Below are 22075 nucleotides of genomic sequence, written 5' to 3'. Positions count from 1 at the left end.
CCGCCTGGGCGCCGAACATCAGGTGCTCGCGAATCGCGTCGATGCGGCTGTTGGTGCGAATCTGCTCCATGTACCAACTGCCGTCGGCGGTATCGCCGTACAGGCAGGCGCCCACCAGCCTGTCGTCCTTGATCACCAGCTTCTTGTAGACGCCGCTGATGGGGTCTGAATAGGTGATGCACTCGGTGCCTTCGCCGCCCTGGAAGTCACCGGCCGAAAACAGGTCGATGCCGGTGACCTTGAGCTTGGCCGAGGTCACCGAGCCCGGGTAACGGGCAAAGCCCAGTTGCGCCAGGTGGTTGGCGCAGACCCTGGCCTGCTCGAACAGCGGTGCAACCAGTCCGTAGGCCACGCCGCGATGGCTGGCGCACTCACCGATGGCATAGATGCGCGGATCAAAGGTCTGCAAGGTGTCATTGACCAGAATCCCGCGATTGCACGGCAGTCCGCAGCTTTCAGCCAGCGTCGTCTCGGGACGGATACCGGCAGCCATGACCACCAGGTCGGCGGCAATGACCTGGCCGTCCTGCAGTTGCACGCCTTTTACCCGGCCCTGCTCGTCACCGAACAGGGCCTGGGTATGGGCGTTCAGGCAAAAGCTCAATTGGCGCTGTTCCAGGGCCTTTTGCAGCAGGCGCCCGCAGGTTTTATCCAGTTGCCGCTCCAGCAGACTCTGGCCATGATGCACTACCGTCACCTGCATGCCGCGCAGTGCCAGGCCGTTGGCCGCTTCCAGGCCCAGCAGGCCGCCACCGATGATCACGGCGCGTTGATGGGTATTGGCGGTGTCGATCATTTTCCGGGTGTCGGCAATGTCGCGATAGCCGATCACACCCTCAAGGCCATTGCCCGGCACCGGCAGGATATAAGGCTTGGAGCCGGTGGCGATCAGCAGCCGGTCATAGTGGGCCTCGGTGCCGTCATCGGCGATCACCCGGCGTAGCCTGCGGTCAATCTTGACCACGCGACGGCCCAGGAACAGGCGGATGTCATGGTCGCGGTACCAGTTCAGGTCGTTGAGCACGATGTCATCGAAGCCCTGTTCGCCGGCCAGCACGGGCGACAGCATGATGCGGTTGTAATTGGGATGCGGTTCGGCCCCGAATACGGTGATGTCGTACAGGCCTTCGCTGAGCTTGAGCAGTTCTTCGAGGGTGCGGACCCCGGCCATGCCGTTGCCGATCATCACCAGTTTGAGTTTTTTCATGGGGTCTGCACCTATGGCCTGATTCGATACCGCATAAACAAAAAAGGCGCCCCCGCCAGTTGCCTGACGAGGACGCCTTTGTCCGCTCCCGTATCATCGGGAAGTGCCGCCTTCGCCATTGAAGACCGCACGCTATGTGTGTGTTGGGTAAAGCTGATGCAGCGGCTGTGCCAACTTGTGCAAAGCCCTGAAAACAGGGTTTTGCGCCGGGGGCGGCAGGTCTTGCGTGCACCGCATTGAGGCGCGGCGCACACAAGCTGTGCGTGCAGCATTTATCCCCTGTAGCGCGCTTGCCGGAATGCCGGACTACCGCGACCGAGTGCGGAGCGCTCGCAGAAATCTGCGAAACGCTGCAAATTTACGACTGCTAACGCAGCCGGTCGCGGGCAGAGCGCGCTCCTACATCACCATCACGATGAAGGCTGTCAGATTGCCCAGCAGCGACAGCAGTGCCAGCGTGCGCCAGACCTTGAGCGGCTCGCGTTCCAGCCACGGCTGCGGACGTGGGCTGACGCTGCGGTGCTCACCCTGCTCCAGTTCCAGCAGCCATTGTTCGGCGGTTTCGAAGCGTTGCTGCGGATCGGCCTGCAGCGCCTGGGTCAACTGATCGTTGAGCCAGTCGGGCAGGTCGGGTCGGTAGCGGCTGGCCGGAATCGGCGTCGTGAAGCGCCGATGCTGGAAGGCTTCGATCTCGCCGTATGGGTATTGCCCGGTCAGCAGGTAATACAGCGTGACGGCCACGGCATACAGGTCCTGAGCGGGCGCCGGGTCTGCACCTTGAAACGCCTCGGGCGCAATGAAACTGGGCGTGCCGGGCAAATCGCCGGGGATACGGCTGGACAGTCCCGGGCAGAATGCCAGGCCGAAATCCAGCACGCGCAGTTCGCCATCGTCACCCAGCAACAGGTTCTCCGGCTTGATGTCGCGGTGGATGATATTGCGCCGGTGCAACAGGCCGGTGGCACGCAGCAGGCGGGTTGCCAGGTCCTGCCACTGCACCAGCGGCAGCGGGCCGGTCACGGCGAACAGTTTGTCCAGCGTGCGCCCCGGATACTGGCGCATCAGGTAATACAAATGCTGGCGCTCAGGCAAGGGGGCGGCTTCGGGAAAATGCCGCCCGGCGACCCGGCGCAGGAACCATTCTTCCAATAGCAAGGCTTGCCCGGCGCCGTCTTCGTCGGCGCGACTGGCCGGCAGGGTCTTGAGCAACCAGGGCTGGCCGCTGTCGTCGCTGACCCGATAGAGCAATGACTGACGCGACTGCGCCAGCACGCTCTGCACCTGCCAGCCTTCGAAGCGCTGGCCGGGCTTGAGCGGCGGCGGCAGTGGCCATTGCTGCAACTGGCGCAGGGTGTCGCCCAGGTCATCGTGGCCAACGCTGTCGACCTGCACCAGCAGGGCGCTGGCGTTGTCCTGGCTGCCGGCCAGGTGGGCGGCGCTGACCAGGGCCCTGGTGCAGGCCTGCAGGTCGTCGGTGTCGCTCAGGATCGAGCGGATGCCCGGGTCGCCGAGGGTCGCCCAGACACCGTCGCTGACCAGCAGCAGGCGTTCGCCTTCGCGCAGCTCGCCATCCAGGTAATCCATGACCACATACTGATCCAGCCCCAGCGCGCGCTTGAGCACATGATTCATGTCTGGTTGTTCCCAGACATGGTCCTCGCTGATGCGTTGCAGGTGGCCGGCGTGCCAGCGATAGACCCGGCAATCGCCGACATGCGCCAGGGTAAAGCGCCGACCGCGCAGCACCAGGGCGCTCAGCGTGGTCAACAGGCCGTTGGCCAGCAGCCAGCGGTTCTGCGCCAGCAGCAGCTTGTCCAGCGCCTGGACGATGCTCCAGGTTTCCGGGGTGGCGTAGTAATCCAGGGCCAGGGCCTGCAGGGTCGACTGCGCCGCCAGCGCGCCATCGGCGCACTGGCTGACCCCATCGGCCAGGGCAAACAGATACCCCTTGCTGGCGGCCAGGGTCGGTACTGGCGTGACCAGGCGCAGCGCATCCTGATTCTCGCTGCGCGGACCACTGGCGCTGAATTGTGCACAACTCAGTTGCAGCGTCATGTGGCCGGCTCAGACGCGGGCTGCTGTAACGGCTGCCGAGCCCCAGGTGGTGCGCCAGCGACGCTTGACGTTCAGCAGGCCGAACCAGGCCAGCACGGCCAGGCCGGCAAACAGCCACAGGCCCATCTGGTAGTCACCGGTGTGCTGCTTGATGGTGCCAAGGCCGGCCGCCAGGAAGAAACCGCCAATGCCGCCGGCCATGCCGATCAACCCGGTCATGACCCCGATTTCCTTGCGAAAACGCTGTGGCACCAACTGGAAGACCGCGCCGTTGCCGGCGCCCAGGCCCAGCATGGCGGCCACGAACAGCGCCAGCGCTGCCCACGAGCTGGGCAGGTTGAAGCCGACGGCCGCAATGCCGATGGCCGCGACCATGTACATCGCGGTCAGGGTGCGGATGCCGCCGAAGCGGTCGGCCAGCGCGCCGCCCAGTGGGCGCATCAGGCTGCCACCGAACACACAGGCGGCGGTGTAATAGCCGGCGGTGATCGGACTCAGGCCGTACTGGTCGTTGAAATAACCGGGCAGGGCGCTGGCCAGGCCGATGAAGCCGCCGAAGGTCACGCTGTAGAAGAACATGAACCACCAGCTGTCACGGTCGCCCAGGGCCTTGAAGTAGTCGGTCATGGACTTGGGCTTGCTGCGTTCCGGTGCGTTGCGTGCCATCAGGGTAAAGGCGATCAGGGTCAGCACCAGCGGAATCAGCGCCAGGCCGAACACGTTGCCCCAACCGAAGCTGGCTGCCAGTACCGGGGCAATCAAGGCCGCCAGCACGGTGCCGGAGTTGCCGGCGCCGGCGATGCCCATGGCCTTGCCCTGGTGCTGCGGCGGGTACCACTGCGAAGCCAGTGGCAGGGCCACGGCGAACGATGCACCGGCCATGCCCAGGAACAGGCCCAGCAGCAGCGCCTGCTCATAGGTGTGGATGCCCAGTTGCCAGGCCACGAACAGTGCCACGATAACGATGACCTGGCCGATGATGCCGGCCGTCTTGGGAGACAGCTGATCGGCCAGCATGCCCATCACGAAGCGCAGCACGGCGCCGGCCAGGATCGGGGTCGCCACCATCAGGCCGCGCTGTTGGGTGGTCAATTGCAGGTCAGCGGCGATCTGTACCGCCATGGGCCCAAGCAGGTACCAGACCATGAAACTCAGGTCGAAATACAGAAAGGCTGCAAAAAGGGTCGGTCTGTGCCCGGCCTTCCAGAAACTTGTATCCATTGCACACCTCATCATCTGCCAGAAGTAGGTCGTCGGGGTCATGGCCACGACGTGGAAGTTGTCGGTTCTCGGGGTGCGCACAGGACAAGCCGGCGGCACCACCCCCTCATCGCTGAGGCCAGAACGCAAAAGACGCCGCTTCTCGAGTTCGCTGCGCAGCGAAAGGAGAGGGCGACGTCTTTGTCGTATGTGTGGGGGCAACCGCCGTTGGCTACCTGCAGTATGGATGTAGCAAGAGCCGGGCCATCTTGTGTTCAAGCCCCGCAGGAGCGGCTTCAGCCGCGAAAATACAGGCCTGGGGTGATCTGTTTCCGGCTAAAGCGGGTCGCCGCCCGGCCGGTCCTGCAGATCGAGGGACGCCTCATCAGGGCGCAATCGGCTGCTGGTGTGAGACGTTTCGGGTCATTTGCGGCGTTAGCCGAGCATTTCGCTCATGGCGATGATCTGTTCGGCCACCTGGATCAGTTTCTGCTGGCGGCTCATGGCCTGGCGGCGCATGAGGGTGTAGGCCTCTTCTTCGTTGCAATGCTTCATCTTCATCAAGAGGCCCTTGGCCAGTTCGATGCGCTTGCGCTCGGCCAGTTGCTGGTCGCGGGCCACCAGTTGCGCGCGCAGGGCCTGGTCGCTTTCGAAGCGGGCCATGGCCACGTCCAGAATCGGTTGCAGGCGCTGGGCATGGATGCCTTCGACAATATAGGCACTGACCCCTGACCTGATCGCCTGGCGCATCACGCCGGGGTCATGTTCGTCGGTGAACATCACGATGGGGCGTGGCAGGTCGCGGGTGACCAGCACCACCTGCTCCATCACATCGCGGCCGGGTGATTCGGTGTCGATGAGGATGACGTCCGGGCGCAGGGCTTCGACCCGTGCCGGCAGGTCGATGCTCAGGCCTGATTCGTCGATGACCTCGAAACCGGCTTCGCTCAGGGCGGCTTTCAGGCGTCCGACTTTCTTGGGGGTGTCATTGATCAGCAGGATTCGCAGCATCATCGCGTGCCTCTCAACGGGCGGCGATGGCGGGCGCGCCATCGATCCGCGAATGCAGGGAAAAACCGCGCGCGTAGCCGGCAGGATCGCTGCCGTCCCAGATGCGTCCGTCGATCAACTGACTGCTGCGCAGGGTGCTTTCCGGCACCGCAATGCCCAGTGCCGTAGCGGCCTCGCGGTACAGCTGCAGCTGGTGAACACGACGGGCCACGGCCAGGTAGTCGGGGTCTTCACGCAACAGGCCCCAGCGGCGGAACTGGGTCATGAACCACATGCCGTCGGACAGCCACGGAAAAGTCACCTGGCCGTCATTGAACAGGCGCAGGGCGTGTGGATCCTGCCAGCTGTTGCCCAGCCCGTCCTGGTAATGCCCCAGCAGGCGCGGTTCGATGCAGTCCAGCGGGGTGTCGAGGTAATCGGCGCCACTGAGCAATTGCGCGGTGCTGCGGCGGTTTTCCGTGCTTTGCTCGATAAAGCGGCTGGCTTCGAGCACCGCCATGGTCAAGGCGCGTGCAGTGTTGGGGTTCTGTTCGACAAATTCGCGGGTGCAGCCCAGTACCTTGCCAGGATGGTCGGGCCAGATCGACTGGCTGGTGGCCAGGGTAAAGCCCAGTTTCTGCTGCACGGCGCTGGCGCCCCAGGGTTCGCCGACGCAGCAGCCATCGATGCGTCCGGCCTGCAGGTGCGCGACCATCAGCGGCGGCGGAACCACCACGCTGTCGACATCGTCAAGCGGGTGGATACCCTGGCTGGCCAGCCAGTAATTGAGCCACATGGCATGGTTGCCAGTGGGGAAGGTCTGGGCAAAGGTCAGCTTTGCACCACGATGGTGCGCAGTGCGTTCCAGTGCTTCAGGGCTGGTCACACCAGCGTCCTGCAGGCCGCGCGACAGGTTGATGCATTGACCGTTCTGGTTCAGGCCCATCAGGATGGCCATATCGGCTGCGGCGCCGCCGCTGATGCCCAATTGCATGGCGTAGATCAACCCATACAGGCTGTGCGCGGCGTGCAACTGGCCGCTGACCAGGCGATCACGCAGGTTGGCCCAGGAGGCCTGGCGCTTGAGGTTGAGGCTCAGGCCGTAGGGCTGCGCAAACCCCTGTGTGGCCGCGACCACCAGCGAGGCACAGTCGGTCAGGGCCATGAAACCTATGTCAATGCTGTTCATTTCGGGGGCATCGCTGCCCGCCACCCAGTCCAGGGCATTGCTTGATCGAGGGTTCATAGGCTTTTCATGTATCCATAAAAAAGCGCCGTCGGGCCCACTGCTTGCGCAGCGAGCCACAACGACGCCAGTGTCGGTGCCCTGCGGCGACGTTGCCGAGGGTGCTGACGCAATTGAAGCAAGGCATGTGCCACCATCCGGTCAGGGGAGTTCTCGCTTAGCAGGCCATCGACCGTCTATAATCGCCGGCTGACTTCAGCCGCTCACGAGCCTTGCCCGCCCATGTATAACCTGGCCCGCCAGTTACTGTTCAAACTTTCTCCGGAAACGTCCCACGACCTGTCCCTGGACCTGATCGGTGCCGGTGGCCGGCTGGGCCTCAATGGCCTGCTGAGCAAGGCGCCTGCGCAGTTGCCGGTCACGGTCATGGGCATCCGCTTTGCCAACCCGGTCGGCCTGGCCGCCGGCCTGGACAAGAACGGTACGGCCATCGACGGCTTTGCCCAACTCGGCTTCGGCTTTGTCGAGGTAGGCACCGTGACCCCGCGCCCGCAGCCCGGCAACCCCAAGCCGCGCCTGTTCCGCCTGCCTGAGGCCCAGGGCATCATCAACCGCATGGGCTTCAACAACCTGGGCGTCGATCACTTGCTGTCGCGGGTCAAGGCGGCGAAATACCGTGGCGTGCTGGGCATCAATATCGGCAAGAACTTCGACACCCCGGTCGAGCGTGCGGTGGACGACTACCTGATCTGCCTGGACAAGGTCTATGACCACGCCAGCTACGTGACCGTCAACGTCAGCTCGCCCAATACCCCGGGCTTGCGCAGCCTGCAGTTCGGCGATTCGCTCAAGCAATTGCTCGAGGCCCTGAGCGTGCGCCAGGAAGCGCTGACCCAGCAATACGGCAAGCGCGTGCCGTTGGCGATCAAGATCGCCCCGGACATGACCGACGAAGAAACCGTGCTGGTGGCCGGTGCCTTGCTTGAATCAGGCATGGATGCGGTGATCGCCACCAACACCACCCTGAGCCGTGAAGGCGTTGAGGGACTGTTGCACGCCAATGAGGCCGGTGGCCTGTCGGGCGCGCCGGTGCGGGAAAAGAGCACGCACACGGTCAAGGTGCTGGCCGGTGAGCTGGCCGGGCGCCTGCCGATCATTGCCGCCGGGGGCATTACCGAAGGTCGTCATGCTGCCGAGAAAATCGAAGCGGGTGCCAGTCTGGTACAGATCTATTCGGGCTTCATCTACAAGGGCCCGGAGCTGATTCGCCAGTCGGTCGATGCCATTGCGGCCTTGCCGCGTCGCTGATCAGGCCCGTGCAGCGGGCATAAAAAAGGGGCTCCCTGAAAAAGGAGCCCCTGGGCCTGTGGCCCGCCGCCCGGTGGAGGCGGTGATTACGCTAATGCTAAAAGGGTCAGACAGAAACTTTGATGGACTGCTCGGAAGTTGATTACCTCATCCGACTGCGTGAAGTTCGTTGAGCCTGTGGATTCCCGCAGTGCCGGTCATACCGTCCCACTGGTCGCCGCGTCCTTCACGCCAACCATTGATCCATGCCTGACGCACCGACGGTAGAGTAAATGGGCAAAGCTCACGGGATTTACCACTAACGCCGTACTGATATCCGCGCAAAAATGCTCTTTCCAACGGATCACGCTTAAGTCTTCTCATAGGGTGTTGCCCTCGTTTGTTGACTGTAATGTCCATGGACCTCATGTCGAGGTCTGGCAGAAATCTTCTGCCATGTCTGCCCGCTGCCGGCGTCACGGGCGAGGTGCCATCACCGTTGCGGTGAAGGCCTGAGACGATTTCTAACCAATGCGCGACACGCTGTGAATGATCGATTTGTCATAAGCACGTCACATTCAGGTCTTATCGGTACTAAGGGGCAATGTGTTTCACGGATGATTCAGGTAATAACCCATGTGCCGCAAGGAGTTGCGTTGCAGGCAAAGATTTTTAGCTGGGAGCGATAATGGCTGAATGCTTCCAGTTTTAATTCGATGAAGGGTCGAGATGTGACTTCATATGTCTTAAATCTTCGGGCTCACTGGGCAATCTGTACCCTTGCGTTCAGTTACATTTACACCCTGCCGCGCCGATACCTCGGATTATCGCGGTGGACCGGCACACGTTACGTGCCACGCAGGCGCTGTCTGAAAAGCGTCTGTCTTGAATCTGGTCGGGCAATGCGTTGCCCGCCGCTGACGGCTCAGGCCCTGGAATACACATGTCCGATCGCTACGAACTGTACCTCACCTGCCCCAAGGGCCTTGAAGGCCTGCTGATCGAGGAAGCCACCGGGCTGGGCCTGGAAGAGGCCCGGGAACACACCTCGGCCATCCGCGGCCTGGCCGACATGGAGACCGCCTACCGGTTGTGCCTGTGGTCGCGCCTGGCCAACCGCGTGCTGCTGGTGCTCAAGCGCTTTCCGATGAGCAATGCCGAAGACCTGTATCACGGTGTGCTGGATGTCGAATGGCAGGACCATCTGGAGGCAGACGGCAGCATCGCCGTGGAATTCAGCGGCCATGGCTCGGGGATCGACAACACCCACTTTGGCGCCCTGAAGGTCAAGGACGCGATCGTCGACAAGCTGCGCACCCCTGATGGCCTGCGCCCTTCGGTGGACAAGATCAACCCGGACCTGCGCGTGCACCTGCGCCTGGACCGGGGCCAGGCGATTCTGTCGCTGGACCTGTCCGGGCACAGCCTGCACCAGCGCGGCTACCGCTTGCAGCAGGGCGCTGCGCCGTTGAAGGAAAACCTTGCCGCCGCGATCCTGATCCGCGCCGGCTGGCCGCGCATTGCCGCCGAAGGTGGCGCTCTGGCCGACCCGATGTGCGGCGTGGGCACGTTTCTGGTGGAGGCCGGCATGATCGCCGCCGACATCGCGCCCAACCTCAAACGCGAGCGCTGGGGCTTCAGTGCCTGGCTGGGGCATGTACCGGCGCTGTGGCGCAAGCTGCACGACGAGGCACTGGCGCGCGCCGAAGCGGGCCTGGCGAAAACGCCATCCTGGATCCGTGGCTACGAGGCCGACCCACGGCTGATCCAGCCGGGGCGCAACAATATCGAGCGCGCCGGCCTGAGTGACTGGATCAAGGTCTATCAGGGCGAAGTCGGCACCTTCGAGCCGCGCACCGACCAGAACCAGAAAGGCCTGGTGATCTGCAACCCGCCCTACGGCGAGCGCCTGGGTGACGAAGCCAGCCTGTTGTACCTCTATCAGAACCTTGGCGAGCGTCTGCGCCAAGCCTGTCTGGGCTGGGAGGCGGCGGTGTTCACCGGCGCGCCGGACCTGGGCAAGCGCATGGGCATTCGCAGCCACAAGCAATATGCATTCTGGAACGGCGCCTTGCCGTGCAAGCTGTTGCTGCTCAAGGTTCAGCCGGATCAGTTCGTGACCGGCGAGCGCCGTAGCCCCGAACAGCGTCAGGCAGCACTTGAAGAGCCGGTGCCTGTGCGCGACGAAAGCAAGCCAGCAGTGGTCGAGCAGGCGCGCTTGAGTGAAGGCGGGCAGATGTTCGCCAACCGCCTGCAGAAAAACCTCAAGCAACTGGGCAAGTGGGTGCGTCGCGAGGGGATCGAGTGCTACCGCGTCTATGATGCCGACATGCCCGAATATGCCGTCGCCGTCGACCTGTACGGTGACTGGGTGCATGTGCAGGAATATGCGGCACCCAAATCGATCGACCCGGCCAAGGCTTCGGCGCGGCTGTTCGATGCGCTGGCAGCCATTCCCCAGGCTCTGGGCATCGACAAGAGCCGCGTGGTGGTCAAGCGCCGCGAACGCCAGAGCGGCACGCGCCAGTACGAGCGCCAGGCCGCCCAGGGCCAGTTCATCGAGGTGGGCGAGGGCGGTTTGCGCCTGTTGGTGAACCTGACCGACTACCTCGACACCGGCCTGTTCCTCGATCATCGCCCCATGCGCATGCGGATCCAGAAAGAAGCGGCCGGCAAGCGCTTCCTCAACCTGTTCTGCTATACCGCGACGGCCACGGTGCATGCGGCCAAGGGCGGGGCGCGCAGCACCACCAGCGTCGACCTGTCGCGCACGTACCTGGACTGGGCACGCCGCAACCTGTCGCTCAATGGTTTTTCCGAGAAAAACCGCCTGGAGCAGAGCGATGTGATGGCCTGGTTGCGCGAGTGCCGCGAAGAGTACGAGTTGATCTTTATCGACCCACCGACCTTTTCCAATTCCAAGCGTATGGAAGGGGTGTTCGATGTGCAGCGTGATCAGGTCGAACTGATTGACCTCGCCATGGCGCGGCTGGCACCGGGCGGCGTGCTGTATTTCTCCAACAACTTCCGCAAGTTCGTACTTGATGAGCATATCGCCCAGCGCTATGTCGTCGAGGAAGTCAGTGGCCAGACCATGGACCCTGACTTCTCGCGCAACGACCGGATTCACCGTGCCTGGAAAATCACCGTGCGCATGGCGTAGGACCTCAACGACTTGGTTCAAGACTGATCGGTCTTGAACCAGGTTCTGTTGTAATGCGAATGCATCACACTGCGGTAAAAAGAGCAGGATGCTCTGGCAATCTCTTTGAAATCATTGGAGATTGCTCGATTTGTCCAAGTTATGGCTTTCATGGGCTAGGCAAATTAATGGCGAATGGCTATAACAGACGCACGGCCAGCTTGACGCTCTATCCTCGTTGGCGTCATGAGTTTTGAGTATGGCTGCGAAACAACCCAGACCCCGGATCCTCGGTTTTATCAACGAGCAGGCATCGGCGTGGCTGGTTGCCCTGCTTGCACTGATGGCCGGACTGGCGCTGACGGCCATGCTGGCGTTGACCAATTACGAGTTGTACCAGCGCCAGTTGCGCCAGCGTTTCGATTTGCTGGCCAGCGAACGCTTCATCCGCATCCAGGAACGCCTGGACAGTCAATTGAGCCGGCTTGACAGCCTGCGCCGCTATTTCGTGTATTCCGACAACGTCACCCGTGCCGATTACAACGGTTTTGCCGCACCGTTGCTGGAGGGTACACGCGCCTATTCCTGGAGCCCACGGGTCAGCGATGCCGAGCGCCCGGCGTTCGAGGCTGCGGCTCGCGCCGAAGGCATGCCTGACTACGCCATTCAGGAAAAGGGTCCTGATGGAAAAATGAGGGTCGCCGGCACGCACGAGGAGTATTACCCGGTGTTGTTCACCCAGTCGCTGAGCCGCTTGCCGCTGCCACTGGGCTGGGACATCAACTCGGAAGCCGTGCGCCGCGAGACACTGGAGCGTGCGCGAATGCTCGGTTCGATTGCCGCCACCCCGCGTATCGAACTGGTGGGCCTGGAGCAGGAGTACGCCCATGGTGTGTTGCTGGTGGCCCCGGTGTTCAATAACCGGAGCGGCGAGGGGGACGGGAACACGCTGCTACAAGGTTATGTGATGGCGGTCATCAGCCTGGGCGAGTTGATGAGCGAAGGCCTGCCGACCCAGGACAACCTGTCGGTCACGATGCTCGACCTGGGCTCACCCGCCGAACCCCAGTTGCTGTATCAGTCGACCGTACAGGCCGCCGCTGGCGACTTGCGGGTCAGCACCTTGCTGAACCTGGCCGACCGCGATTACCTGCTGGAAGTACGGCCCACCGAGGCTTTTCTGCAAAGCAATCAGTCCATGGCCGGCAGTGTGATTGTGCTGGGTGGCCTGCTGAGTGTGATGCTCAGCGCGCTGCTCTACAGCCTGATCGGCCAGCGCCAGCGCGCCTTGCTGCTGGTTGACCAGCGCACCGGCCAGTTGCGCCTGCGCGAGCAGCAATTGCGCATCACCCACGGCCAGTTGCGCAACGTGCTCGATGCTGCCACCGAGGTGGCGATCATTGCCACCGACCTGAACGGGGTGATCAGCACCTTCAACGTCGGCGCCCGCAAGATGCTCGAATACAGCGAAGCCGAGGTAGTAGGCAAGTTCACGCTCAAGGACCTGCACGACCCCGGTGAGCTGGCTGAGCACGCCCGGCAACTGAGCGAGCACTATCAGCGACCTGTCCCACTGGAGCAGGCCATGCTGATCGAGGCCACCGAACTGGGCAGTCATCCGGCCCGGGAATGGATATTCCGTCGCCGTGATGGCAGCACCCTGGCGGTCAACATGCTGATCACGGCGGTGCGCGACGATCAGGATCAGTGGATCGGCTATCTGGCCGTGTGCCTGGACATCACCGAGCGCAAGCGCGTCCATGAAGCCCTGGCGGCGCGGGACCGGCTGCTGGAGCGGCTGGGCTCTCAGGTGCCTGGCGGGATCTATCAGCTCCAGCGCCTGACCAGTGGCCAGGCGCGCTTCAATTACATCAGTGTCGGCATGTGTGAGCTCTATGAGCTGACCGAGGCGCAGATCGTGGCGGATATCAATAACGTGCTGGAGCGTACCCATGTCGAAGACCGTGCCCGGATGATGCGCGGAATGCGCGAAAGCAGCGATCAGTTCAAGCCGTGGCGCGAGGAGTATCGTATCGAGTTGCCCGAGCGTGGCATGCGCTGGGTGCGCGGCGAGGCGACGCCGGAACGCCTGCCGGATGGCAGCATTCTCTGGCACGGCTTCTTGAGTGACGTTACCGACATGAAGCGGGTGCAGGATGAACTGCGGGCCCTGTCGATCACCGATGTGCTCACCGGTGCCTACAACCGCCGTTATTTCCAGGAGCGCCTGCAGGTCGAGCTGCGCCGGAACGAGCGTTATGGCAGCGGGCTGTCGGTGATCATGCTCGACATCGACAACTTCAAGCGCATCAATGACCAGCACGGCCATGCTGTGGGCGATGTTGTGCTGCAGGGCGTGTCGCGCACGCTCGCTCAGCGTCTGCGCAGCGAAGATGTATTCTGCCGCCTGGGCGGTGAGGAGTTCATCATTCTGTGCCCTGGCATCGGTGGCGAACAGGCCTGGACGCTGGCGATCAGCCTGTGGCAGCGCCTGCGCAGCCAGCCCATCGACCGGATCGGCCAGGTGACGGCCAGCTTCGGCATCGCCAGCTGGCGCCCCGGGGAGGGCGCCGATGCCTTGCTGTTGCGTGCCGACTCGGGTGTCTATGCGGCCAAGCAGGCGGGGCGTGATCGGGTCGAGCCCGAGCTTGAGCACCCTTGAGCGTTTACAGCGGCTACAGCTGCGGTTGAGCGATCGACAGCGTGTCGTTGTTCAGCTTGGGCTGGCGATACAGTTCGACCAAGACCTCGTCGAGCACCGATGAGGCGCCAAAAGGGCGTGGGTCGTTAAGAATGGCCACTACCGCCCAGGTGTTGCCATTGCTGTCACGGCTGTAGCCGGCAATGGCGCGTACCGTGTTGAGGGTCCCGGTCTTGATATGCGCCTCGCCCAGCAGCGGCGTGCGCTTGAGGCGCTTGCGCATGGTGCCGTCCATGCCGGCCAGCGGCATTGAGCTGGTGAATTCGGCCGCATACGGGCTGCGCCAGGCCGCTTGCAGCAGAATGGCCATTTCCCGGGCGCTGACCCGTTCGGCGCGTGACAGGCCCGAGCCGTTCTCCATCACCAGGTGCGGTGCAGTAATGCCTTTTTTGGCCAGCCACTGACGGATGACCCGTTGCGCCGCCTTGGCGTCGTCGCCATCAGCGGTGGTGCGAAACTCCTGGCCCAGGCTCAGGAACAGCTGCTGGGCCATGGTGTTGTTGCTGTACTTGTTGATGTCGCGGATGACTTCAACCAGATCCGGGGAAAACGTGCGGGCCAGCAGCCTGGCGCCGGACGGGACGCTGGCGACCCGGTCACCGCCCTGGATGCTGCCGCCCAGTTCCTGCCAGATGGCGCGCACGGCACCGGCTGCGTAGGTCGGGTGATCCAGCAGCGACAGGTAGGTCTGCGAGTTGCAGCCCTTGGCCAGTTGGCCGCTGACCACGACGGTCATGCTGCCGTCGGCCTGGGCGACCGGGTTGTAGCGCACATCGTCGCCGCATTGCTTGGCGGCACTGGCCTTGACCTGATTGTCGATGCGGATGCTGGCGATGGGCGGCTCTACCGTGACCAGTACGCGCCCATCATCGTTGCGTGTGACAAAGCGCAAGGCCTTGAGGTTGACCAGCAGCGAGTCCGGCCGTACCAGGAACGGCTTGTTGTCGTCGTTGCCATCGTCGTTGAACGCCGGCAGCACCGGTTGCACGAAATGGCTGCGGTCCAGCACCAGGTCGCCGGTGACCTGCTGCACGCCATTGGCGCGCAGGTCACGCATCAGCAACCAGAGTTTTTCCATGTTCAGCTTGGGATCACCGCCACCCTTGAGGTACAGGTTGCCCCGCAGCACGCCGTTGCTCAAGGTGCCGTCGGTGAAGAATTCGGTTTTCCATTGATGGGTCGGGCCCAGGATTTCCAGCGCCGCATAGGTGGTGACCAGTTTCATGGTCGAGGCCGGGTTGACCGAGACATCGGCGTTGAACACGGTCGGCGTGCCCTGGCCGTTGAGCGGCAGCATGACCAGTGACAGGGCATCATCGGTCAGCTTGCTGGCCTTGAGGGCCTGCTGGACCTTGGGCGGCAGCGTGGTGTTGATCGTGGCTGCCTGGGCCTGAAGCGTGACAGGTGCCAATAGCGTGACGAACAACAGAGGACGTAGAAGTCTGATCATCAATTAAAAACCTTGCAACAAAGATGAAAAACCAGAAGAGGGCAAGATGAACGCCCTCGATGACATGAAGGCGCAGAAATAATGAACTGGACGCGCCGTGACAGAGCGGCATTATGCCCCAAGCCGACGGGCCGTGCGGCATCGCAAGTGCGTTGTAGAGGGATTTTTATGGCTGTTAATTATGTAGGACAATTCTTGTGCTTTATAAAAAGCCAGTATTTTCCTGCATTGATGGCGTGCATGAATCGGTGTGATCGCTTGAGGGTTCTTATCTGTCTGCCCGGTATGGGGTAAACCCCAGGCACAAAAAAGCCACTCTCAAGGAGTGGCTTTCTGGCTGGACGCTGTCAGGCGCCCCGACAGGTACTCAGACAGCCGAATTGATCGGCTTTTCCGGGTACCAGGCGTCGATCAGCGGGCTGACCTCGACCTTGGTCACTTCACTGCGGGCCTTGAGCCATGCTTCGACGATCGCACGCTGCTCTTCGGTGGCCGAACCACGCTCGGCCAGGCAGACCAGACCGTAGTCATCGCCGCCAACATAATCGAGGCCGTTGGCCTCCATGGCTTCATCGAGGAACGCATCGAGGAAGGCATCGATGTCTTCATCGGCCAGGTCTTCCTTGAATTCCAGATTGAGCTCGAAACCCAACTCCTGGAACTCATCTACACACAGCTTCTTGCGCAGACGACGGGAACGGTTAGTAGCCATGAAAAAAATCCTCTTGGGTAAATACGGCGCGCAGTCTAACAGTTAAGTGATGACCAGGCGTCATAGATTACTCAGTTGCTCGTCCAGTGCCTTGTCGAGCGTAAGCATGGCGGCGTCCAGTGCTTGCTGGCAAATCGCCATTTTTTCCGGCGGTGCATGCGTGCTGCAGTGCTGTTCCAGCGCTTCGCAAGCGTTGACTACCTCGGTGGCGGTAATGATACGCGCCGCGCCCTTGATGCGATGGGCCATTTCACCCAGTGCCTGGTAATTGCCGTCGGCCATCAGCTGCGCCAGGGCCTGGCGGTCCTGCCGGTTGCTGGACAGTAACTGGGCAAGCAGTCGCCGGGTCATTTCGGTGTTGGCCCCCGTCAGTTGACGAAGGCTGTCGGGGTTGAAGGGCAATCGGGTGCGGCCATCGGTGCGCAGGGCTCTGAGTGCGGCCAGGTGTTCGCTCAGCGCTGTCAGGCCGATCGGTTTGAACAGGCAGTTGTCCATGCCGGCGTCCCGGCAACGCTGCACCTCCTCGGGCAACGCATTGGCGGTAAAGCCCCAGATGGCGCAGGGCACGCGCTGCCCGGCGGCCTCGTGCTCGCGGATGGCGCGGGTCAGTTCGTAGCCGTTCATCACCGGCATGTTGCAATCGACCATGACCAGGTCGAAATTGTGCGCAAGCCAAGCCTGCAAGCCCTGTTCGCCCTGCTCGGCGACCTCGCTGCGATGACCGAGAAAACCCAGTTGCTGGCTGAGCAGCAGGCGATTGGCCGGATGGTCGTCGACCACCAGGACATACAGGCTCGTGCTGGGCGGGGCAATCGTTCGGGCTTGCGTGGCCTGGCGTTGTGGTGCATCGAGCAGCGTCAGGTCCATGACCAGCGTTGCACAGGTGCCCAGGCCGGGTTGACTGTCCAGGGTCAGGCTGCCGCCCATCATCTGGCACAGGTGCCGACAGATCACCAGCCCCAGGCCGGCACCGCTGCGGGCCATCTGCCCGGAGTTGTCGGCCTGGGCAAAGGGGGTGAACAGCCGCTGCAGGTCTGCAGCGGCAATACCGATGCCACTGTCGCACACCGTCAGGGTCAGGCGCCGTTGCCCGGCGCTGGCTCCGGGACCTGCGCGCAGGTCGATGCGCACATGGCCGGCCGGGGTGAACTTGATGGCATTGCTGATCAGGTTGGAGACCACCTGCTTGAAACGCAGCGGGTCGATGAGTACATCGGTGTCCAGGCGTGCGTCGAGGTGCAACTGCAGGTCAAGGTTCTTCTGCCGCGCCAGGCCGTCGAAGACCCGTACCACCGACTCGATCAGTGGCCGCAGGTTGGCGCGTTCCGGGGTCAGGGCCAGATGCCCGGATTCGATGCGGGCAATGTCGAGGATGTCCCCGATCAGCTCCAGCAGGTCGCTGGCCGAGCTGTAGGCGACTTCAATGGCCGGTCGGTCCAGGTGCCCCTGATCCGCCCGTTTCAGGGCCAGTTCCAGCATGCCGATCACTGCGTTCATCGGTGTGCGGATCTCATGGCTCATGGTGGCCAGGAACGTGCTTTTGGCCCGGTTGGCATTGTCTGCCTGCTCCTTGGCGGCCTGGAGTTCGTCGATCAGCTGGCGCCGTTCGCTGATGTCGATCCAGCCGCCGATGATGCCCTGGACGTCCCCCAGTGAGTCGCGAAACGGCAATATCCAGTGATAGATGGTCAGGCGCCGGTCGCCGATATGCAGGGTACGATCCAGGATCATGGGCGTGTCGGTGGCCATAACACCATACTGTATCTAAGGTGTTGATTTATAAAGGGATATAAGGTCTCCCCAAAACTCCTCCAATACTGCTCCAAAACTCATAGCGCGACGTCGATCCAGCCAGAGCCGCGCCCATCCTTATAAAGCTCTGTCATTGCAGCGCTACGATGGCCCAGGAGTTTCTGTGCGTCACGCCCTTCGGCAGCATGAAGTCGTGCAGCAAGAGAGCGCATCTCATGAAAAGTTGGCGGGCTTTCACCGAAGTTGATACCCGGCATAGTTGCAGCCTTATCTCGAGCCTCAGAGAACGCAGACGATAACGTATCAAGTTTAATTGGATCGCCTGCTTTGACCGTGGCGAAAGTCTTCGGGTGGTGAACCATGTGCTGTGACAGGACTCGATCACGGCATCGCTTGATAACTGTCGCAAGATCCAAATCGATTGCATCAAGGCGCAAGGCGGTGCTGATCCGGATTCGCGCTCCCGTCTTGGACTGGATAACATGCAAGAAGCCATCTCGCTCATCCTTGAATAGCATAGAGCGAATATCATCCCGACGTTGCCCAGTGAGCAAAGCCAGCTCCATGGCGCGCTTCAACCATGGCCTTTCAGCCGCCTCATAAATTGCCTTCCATTGCTCCAGGCTCAAGCGTTCACGCTTTACCTTCGCTCTCGCAGCCTTTGTTGCATCAACAGGATTGGTTTCGCACCAGCCCACAGCAATGGCCTCGGTGAATACATCTCCAAGCAAAGAGCGAAGTGCTTTTGACATCTGCGCTTTGCCTTCCTTGGTGATCACGTTAAGGAAGCCGGCGACATCCATTGTCCGAATGCTGCGCATTTCTTTGGGGCCGAAAGCATCCTCAAGCCGTTTTATCCTGCTCTTGAAGCTATGCATAGTGTGGTGGCTGAGGCCTTTGTCGGCATAAATGACTTTGTACTCGACCAGCCATTCAGAAAATGTTCGCTCTGCCGCCTTTTCAGGGGCGGCGACTCGACTGGACAGACTTGGCTTCAGTACCTCCGCAAAGTTCGCCTCGATGGCCTCGCGGATCGCAGCCTCTTTATCCTGGCCCAAGCCGAACATGCGACCGGTCAACGGGTCGCGGTACGTGTAGTACGTCTTCCCGTTGCGCTTGTCGGTCTTGCGGTACAGGTTGGGCGGCAGGTCTTTCGACCCTGCCTTACGCGGCCTTGGAACCATTGCGTGCTCTCGCTATTCGGCTTATCAGGCTTCCGCCCAAGGGAATGCGCTCCTGTGGGTCAGGTTCGACATAGGACGCGACTGCTTCGACGTACCACCGGCGACCGTGTTTCACTGGGCGCGGATGAATGCGGCCGTCTTTGATCCAGGCCCGTAAAGTGCTCGCGCTCGGTGGCGTACGGAACTGGTCGGTTGCCCATTCTTCTAGGGTTAACTTTGGCATAAGTGCTCCTTCGCGCCGGTCCGAATGTCTTGGCGTTTCAGTAAGGATGGAGTGGAGAGGGTGTTAGGATCGCGGTCAATTAACAGGAGAAGTCCATGCCGCTGCACAACATCTACGATGAGTACAAGGGCCTGCGGCTCTGGAATTACATGACGTGCGAAAAGGACGAGGAAGGTCGCGAGGTTTGGCAAATCAAAGTCGAGGTCAGGCGCGGGCGTGACGAGGTGGTCATTCCTGCCGTTGAGCCCGAGCAGACCTACATTGACCGTATGTATGCCCAGTCTGCCGGCCGCGAGCTTGGAAAGCGCCTGGTGGATGAAGCCGGGCTGTAGCGCTTCATGTCGGCACCGCCTCGGCCATGAGGGCGCGAGCCGCCAGCCATGCTTTGCCGTCGTCGGTTGCCGAGCCCTGGCCGCTTTCAAACTTTTGCAGCAGTTGCTGGCCGCACTCGCCGGTTACAAGGGCGTTGAGCGATTTGCGCAGGACATCTTTCATGGCCGAATCTTCGCGCTAGACATCACGAATGCTCATCGCTGCGGCTTTTAGGGTTTCGTTCTCGGCCTCAAGCCTTTCAATGCGCGTGCAGTGCGTCAGGTGGATGTCGACCAGCTCACTGATCGCCTGCTGCTTGGATTTCCGGTTGAAGCGCTCAACTAGGCTTCGGCGGTCGCCGCTGCTTACAATTTCGAAAAAGCTCATGGAGTCACCACTCGGCGCGCCCACTGCACATACGGGCCTTCCTCTGTGTCGAAAATGCCCATCAGGAACCACTCAGGGCCGGGGGACTCGGGATTCCACGCTGTGCACGCTGCATCCTCTTCCGGCAGGTCGTAAGTTTCGTCGCCTGAATGCCAACCTTTGAGCTCTAGGCCCTGCTCGACTACCCAGGCGTAGTATGGCGCCGGGGCGAAAGGCTTTGGTGGCTGGGCCAGGATTGCGCGAACCTCTTTCAGTCCGTCACTAATGATCGCCTGGCACTCTTTCCATATTTCAGGAGGGCAACCATCTGGTACGCGCCACGATTTTTCGATTTTCTCCAGCAGTGCACGAGAAATGGTCACGGTGCTGCCATGTTTGTCAGTCATTTCGGCATCCTCATGTAGTACTGGGTGACCGCTTCTGCGAGGAACCGGCAGCCCATTTCACTCAGGCCACTGGCAAACTCCGAAGCAGCATCGGCGCGCAGGCGAAACTCTTTGTCCAGGCGTTCGGCGACCGCAGAGCAGAAGGAACCGACGTCCTCGATGTCCATTTCGGCCACCAGCTTATCGACGGACAGGAAGACGGTTGTTTGGGTTTCGATTCCGAGTCGATCGCTCATGACTTCGCGCCCTCGGCCTTGTGGTCCATCAGCGGTAGCCAGCCCACAACCGCCCCTTTTCCTTCTGTGTAGTGGTCATGGCTCCAGCACCAGCCCGCGAACTGCCATTCATCCTCGCCAGTGTTGTCGCGACTGTTGTGGCCGATGGTGATGGCCTTGTCGTCATCCTCGGTTGAATGGTCAGTGAACTCGACGAGCAGGCGCAGCATCGTACCGTTTTTGGGTGCTGTGTCCGGATCGCGCCAGTGGGGGGCGTGATCCTGCTGAGCGCCGCACTTTGTGCATGCCAGCAGGAACTGGCCGTCGTCCGTCCATTCGTGGTCGTGCGGCTCATGTGCGTGCTGGTCGAGCAGATCCTCGCCCTGCTGCGTGATTTCCCAAAGCGCTGGGCTGCGCTGGACGCGATTCAGCAGGGCGAGCTGCACCAGTAGGTCGAGCCAGTGCCGGCCAATATTAGTACCTTGGCCATCTTCGGCGCACTCGTGGAAACGCTTCAGCTTCTTGAGCACCTTCTGCGCGAACGGTGGCATGCTCGGGGTGTTGCTGTTCGATGTGTTCATGCAGCCTCCTTGAGAGCTTCAATGATTCGCTGGCCAGCCAGCGGCGGTACCGCGTTGCCGGCCATGTGCATCGTCAGTCGGTGGTTATCGGGGCGTAGGGTGTCGAGCGGGAAGGTCTGGGCGGCCAAGGCTTCGCTGGCGCTGAGCATTCGCATCTCGTCGCCGCGTACCAGGGCCCAGCGGTCCAAGGTGGTGATCGTGCCGATAGGGCGTTCAGTACAGCGCCCAGTGAGGCCAGAGCCCTTGCCGTAGTACGGCATGATGAAGCGGTCGCCGAAGCGCTTTCGGCCATTCTCTACACGCAGCAATGTGGCTGGCGCTCGGCCCTCTCGCACGATGGGTGACCAGCGGCCGGCGTTGAAGTCCAAGAAGGTCGAGGCCGGCACATGCTGGCGCTTGTGCAGCTCCAGCATCAGAGGCGCCCGACTGCGGGTCAGCACTATGAACAGGCGCACGCGGTGCTGTGGCACGCCTAGATCGGCACAGTCCACGACGTGCGGCGCAGCTTGGTAGCCCAGCGCCTGGACTGCGGCCACCCAAGCCGGGTAGAGCGCCCAGTCAGTGAACTCGGGCACGTTCTCGACCAGCGCCGCTTGCGGCCTGTGAAACTCCAGAGCTGACACAACCGCCCAGGCCGTGGAACGGCTTGAGTCGTGCTGCGGGTTGCCCGAGGCTTTGCCGCGTGCCTTCGAATGGCCTTGGCAGCAAGGCGATGCCAGCAGCAGATCGTGAGCCGGCACTTTCTCCCATTGCGCCTGGTGCAGGTCCTGGCAGATGTGCTGGGTGTCGGGGTGGTTGGCTGCGTGCCATTCAACTGCGGCCGGTGAGTGATTCGCGGCCCAGAGGACCTGGACGCCTGCGGCGCGCGCGCCGGTGCTCCATCCGCCGAGGCCGGCGAACAGGTCGATTGCTGTGGTCATTTGGGATAACTCGCTCAGGCCTGAGATATTTGCGGTGTGGTGCCGGCGCCTGTGGCCAGGCCTGCGTGGAGATCTACCCTCATGCCTGCCAGCATGCCGGCGATCTGCGCGTCCAGATCAAGCTCTACTTCTGGCCGCTTTCGGTGCTGGCCAATTTCCTGCGATGCCAGATAGGACTCGATGAG

Annotated in this window: 19 protein-coding genes and 2 pseudogenes; 4 read left to right on the top strand and 17 right to left on the bottom strand. The window is 62.0% G+C overall.

What is annotated here, in order from left to right:
- Position 1 precedes the first annotated feature (1 nt).
- The 5 genes and pseudogenes from DGA31_RS18865 to DGA31_RS18845 all read right to left on the bottom strand — a co-directional run.
- Positions 2-1207 (bottom strand): annotated as a pseudogene (locus DGA31_RS18865) (NAD(P)/FAD-dependent oxidoreductase); the annotation flags it as partial.
- 399 nt (positions 1208-1606) lie between these two features.
- Positions 1607-3262, bottom strand: a complete 1656-nt coding sequence (locus DGA31_RS18860; protein ID WP_109513579.1) for a bifunctional protein-serine/threonine kinase/phosphatase — start codon at positions 3260-3262, stop codon at positions 1607-1609.
- Positions 3263-3271: 9 nt separating this feature from the next.
- On the bottom strand, positions 3272-4483 hold the full coding sequence (locus tag DGA31_RS18855) for a nitrate/nitrite transporter (RefSeq protein ID WP_056837448.1): 1212 nt from the start codon (positions 4481-4483) through the stop codon (positions 3272-3274).
- Between the two features lie 414 nt (positions 4484-4897).
- The gene (locus tag DGA31_RS18850; protein WP_109513640.1) at positions 4898-5473 is read right to left on the bottom strand and encodes an ANTAR domain-containing response regulator; all 576 of its coding nucleotides are present in this window, start codon (positions 5471-5473) and stop codon (positions 4898-4900) included.
- A gap of 13 nt (positions 5474-5486) precedes the next feature.
- Positions 5487-6698: a CmpA/NrtA family ABC transporter substrate-binding protein gene (locus tag DGA31_RS18845; RefSeq protein WP_109513578.1), complete on the bottom strand. Its 1212-nt coding sequence runs from the start codon at positions 6696-6698 to the stop codon at positions 5487-5489.
- 222 nt (positions 6699-6920) lie between these two features.
- On the opposite strand from DGA31_RS18845, the gene DGA31_RS18840 reads away from it, so the two are divergent.
- Positions 6921-7946 carry a quinone-dependent dihydroorotate dehydrogenase gene (locus DGA31_RS18840; RefSeq protein ID WP_056837452.1) on the top strand — a complete coding sequence of 342 codons (1026 nt, stop codon included), beginning with the start codon at positions 6921-6923 and terminating at the stop codon, positions 7944-7946.
- A gap of 147 nt (positions 7947-8093) precedes the next feature.
- Here the strand turns inward: DGA31_RS18840 and rmf are convergent, their stop codons facing one another.
- Entirely contained in the window at positions 8094-8309 is a 216-nt protein-coding gene (gene rmf / locus DGA31_RS18835) for a ribosome modulation factor (RefSeq protein ID WP_082481508.1), read from the bottom strand.
- A 559-nt stretch (positions 8310-8868) separates the two neighbouring features.
- Between rmf and rlmKL the strand changes: the two genes are divergently transcribed.
- Both rlmKL and DGA31_RS18825 read left to right on the top strand, forming a co-directional pair.
- Complete coding sequence (rlmKL, locus tag DGA31_RS18830) at positions 8869-11088, top strand: bifunctional 23S rRNA (guanine(2069)-N(7))-methyltransferase RlmK/23S rRNA (guanine(2445)-N(2))-methyltransferase RlmL (RefSeq protein WP_109513577.1); 2220 nt, start codon at positions 8869-8871, stop codon at positions 11086-11088.
- 238 nt (positions 11089-11326) lie between these two features.
- On the top strand, positions 11327-13729 hold the full coding sequence (locus DGA31_RS18825; RefSeq protein ID WP_109513576.1) for a sensor domain-containing diguanylate cyclase: 2403 nt from the start codon (positions 11327-11329) through the stop codon (positions 13727-13729).
- A 13-nt stretch (positions 13730-13742) separates the two neighbouring features.
- On the opposite strand, the gene dacB is transcribed toward DGA31_RS18825, so the two are convergent.
- From dacB to DGA31_RS18800, 5 genes and pseudogenes are all read right to left on the bottom strand, one after another.
- Positions 13743-15218, bottom strand: a complete 1476-nt coding sequence (gene dacB / locus DGA31_RS18820; RefSeq protein WP_056837457.1) for a D-alanyl-D-alanine carboxypeptidase/D-alanyl-D-alanine endopeptidase — start codon at positions 15216-15218, stop codon at positions 13743-13745.
- A 367-nt stretch (positions 15219-15585) separates the two neighbouring features.
- On the bottom strand, positions 15586-15930 hold the full coding sequence (locus tag DGA31_RS18815) for a YggL 50S ribosome-binding family protein (RefSeq protein WP_056837459.1): 345 nt from the start codon (positions 15928-15930) through the stop codon (positions 15586-15588).
- Between the two features lie 60 nt (positions 15931-15990).
- A pseudogene (locus tag DGA31_RS18810) lies at positions 15991-17682 on the bottom strand (ATP-binding protein); the annotation flags it as partial.
- Positions 17683-17759: 77 nt separating this feature from the next.
- Positions 17760-18866 carry a phage integrase Arm DNA-binding domain-containing protein gene (locus DGA31_RS18805; RefSeq protein WP_109513574.1) on the bottom strand — a complete coding sequence of 369 codons (1107 nt, stop codon included), beginning with the start codon at positions 18864-18866 and terminating at the stop codon, positions 17760-17762.
- The gene (locus DGA31_RS18800; RefSeq protein ID WP_082481468.1) at positions 18847-19089 is read right to left on the bottom strand and encodes an excisionase; all 243 of its coding nucleotides are present in this window, start codon (positions 19087-19089) and stop codon (positions 18847-18849) included. The genes DGA31_RS18805 and DGA31_RS18800 overlap by 20 nt, the downstream gene beginning before the upstream one ends.
- Positions 19090-19184: 95 nt before the next feature.
- On the opposite strand from DGA31_RS18800, the gene DGA31_RS18795 reads away from it, so the two are divergent.
- Positions 19185-19421 (top strand): hypothetical protein, encoded by a 237-nt coding sequence (locus DGA31_RS18795; RefSeq protein ID WP_109513573.1) that lies wholly within the window; start codon positions 19185-19187, stop codon positions 19419-19421.
- Between the two features lie 4 nt (positions 19422-19425).
- On the opposite strand, the gene DGA31_RS29820 is transcribed toward DGA31_RS18795, so the two are convergent.
- Genes DGA31_RS29820 through DGA31_RS18770 form a run of 6 tightly spaced genes read right to left on the bottom strand, consistent with a single transcriptional unit; the run spans position 19426 to position 21890 of the window.
- The gene (locus DGA31_RS29820; RefSeq protein WP_153811678.1) at positions 19426-19584 is read right to left on the bottom strand and encodes a hypothetical protein; all 159 of its coding nucleotides are present in this window, start codon (positions 19582-19584) and stop codon (positions 19426-19428) included.
- Between the two features lie 15 nt (positions 19585-19599).
- Complete coding sequence (locus DGA31_RS18790) at positions 19600-19788, bottom strand: hypothetical protein (protein WP_109513572.1); 189 nt, start codon at positions 19786-19788, stop codon at positions 19600-19602.
- Positions 19785-20174, bottom strand: a complete 390-nt coding sequence (locus DGA31_RS18785) for a hypothetical protein (protein ID WP_109513571.1) — start codon at positions 20172-20174, stop codon at positions 19785-19787. Before DGA31_RS18785 ends, DGA31_RS18790 begins: the two co-directional genes overlap by 4 nt.
- The gene (locus tag DGA31_RS18780) at positions 20171-20410 is read right to left on the bottom strand and encodes a hypothetical protein (RefSeq protein WP_109513570.1); all 240 of its coding nucleotides are present in this window, start codon (positions 20408-20410) and stop codon (positions 20171-20173) included. The genes DGA31_RS18785 and DGA31_RS18780 overlap by 4 nt, the downstream gene beginning before the upstream one ends.
- Complete coding sequence (locus DGA31_RS18775; protein ID WP_109513569.1) at positions 20407-20970, bottom strand: hypothetical protein; 564 nt, start codon at positions 20968-20970, stop codon at positions 20407-20409. The genes DGA31_RS18780 and DGA31_RS18775 overlap by 4 nt, the downstream gene beginning before the upstream one ends.
- On the bottom strand, positions 20967-21890 hold the full coding sequence (locus DGA31_RS18770; protein WP_109513568.1) for a DNA cytosine methyltransferase: 924 nt from the start codon (positions 21888-21890) through the stop codon (positions 20967-20969). Before DGA31_RS18770 ends, DGA31_RS18775 begins: the two co-directional genes overlap by 4 nt.
- Between the last annotated feature and the right edge of the window lie 185 nt (positions 21891-22075).

The sequence above is a fragment of the Pseudomonas ovata genome, assembly GCF_003131185.1.
Classification (GTDB): Bacteria; Pseudomonadota; Gammaproteobacteria; order Pseudomonadales; family Pseudomonadaceae; genus Aquipseudomonas; species Aquipseudomonas ovata.
The sequence above is the reverse complement of the archived record's forward strand: the minus strand, read 5'-3'. Positions and strand labels throughout refer to the sequence as shown.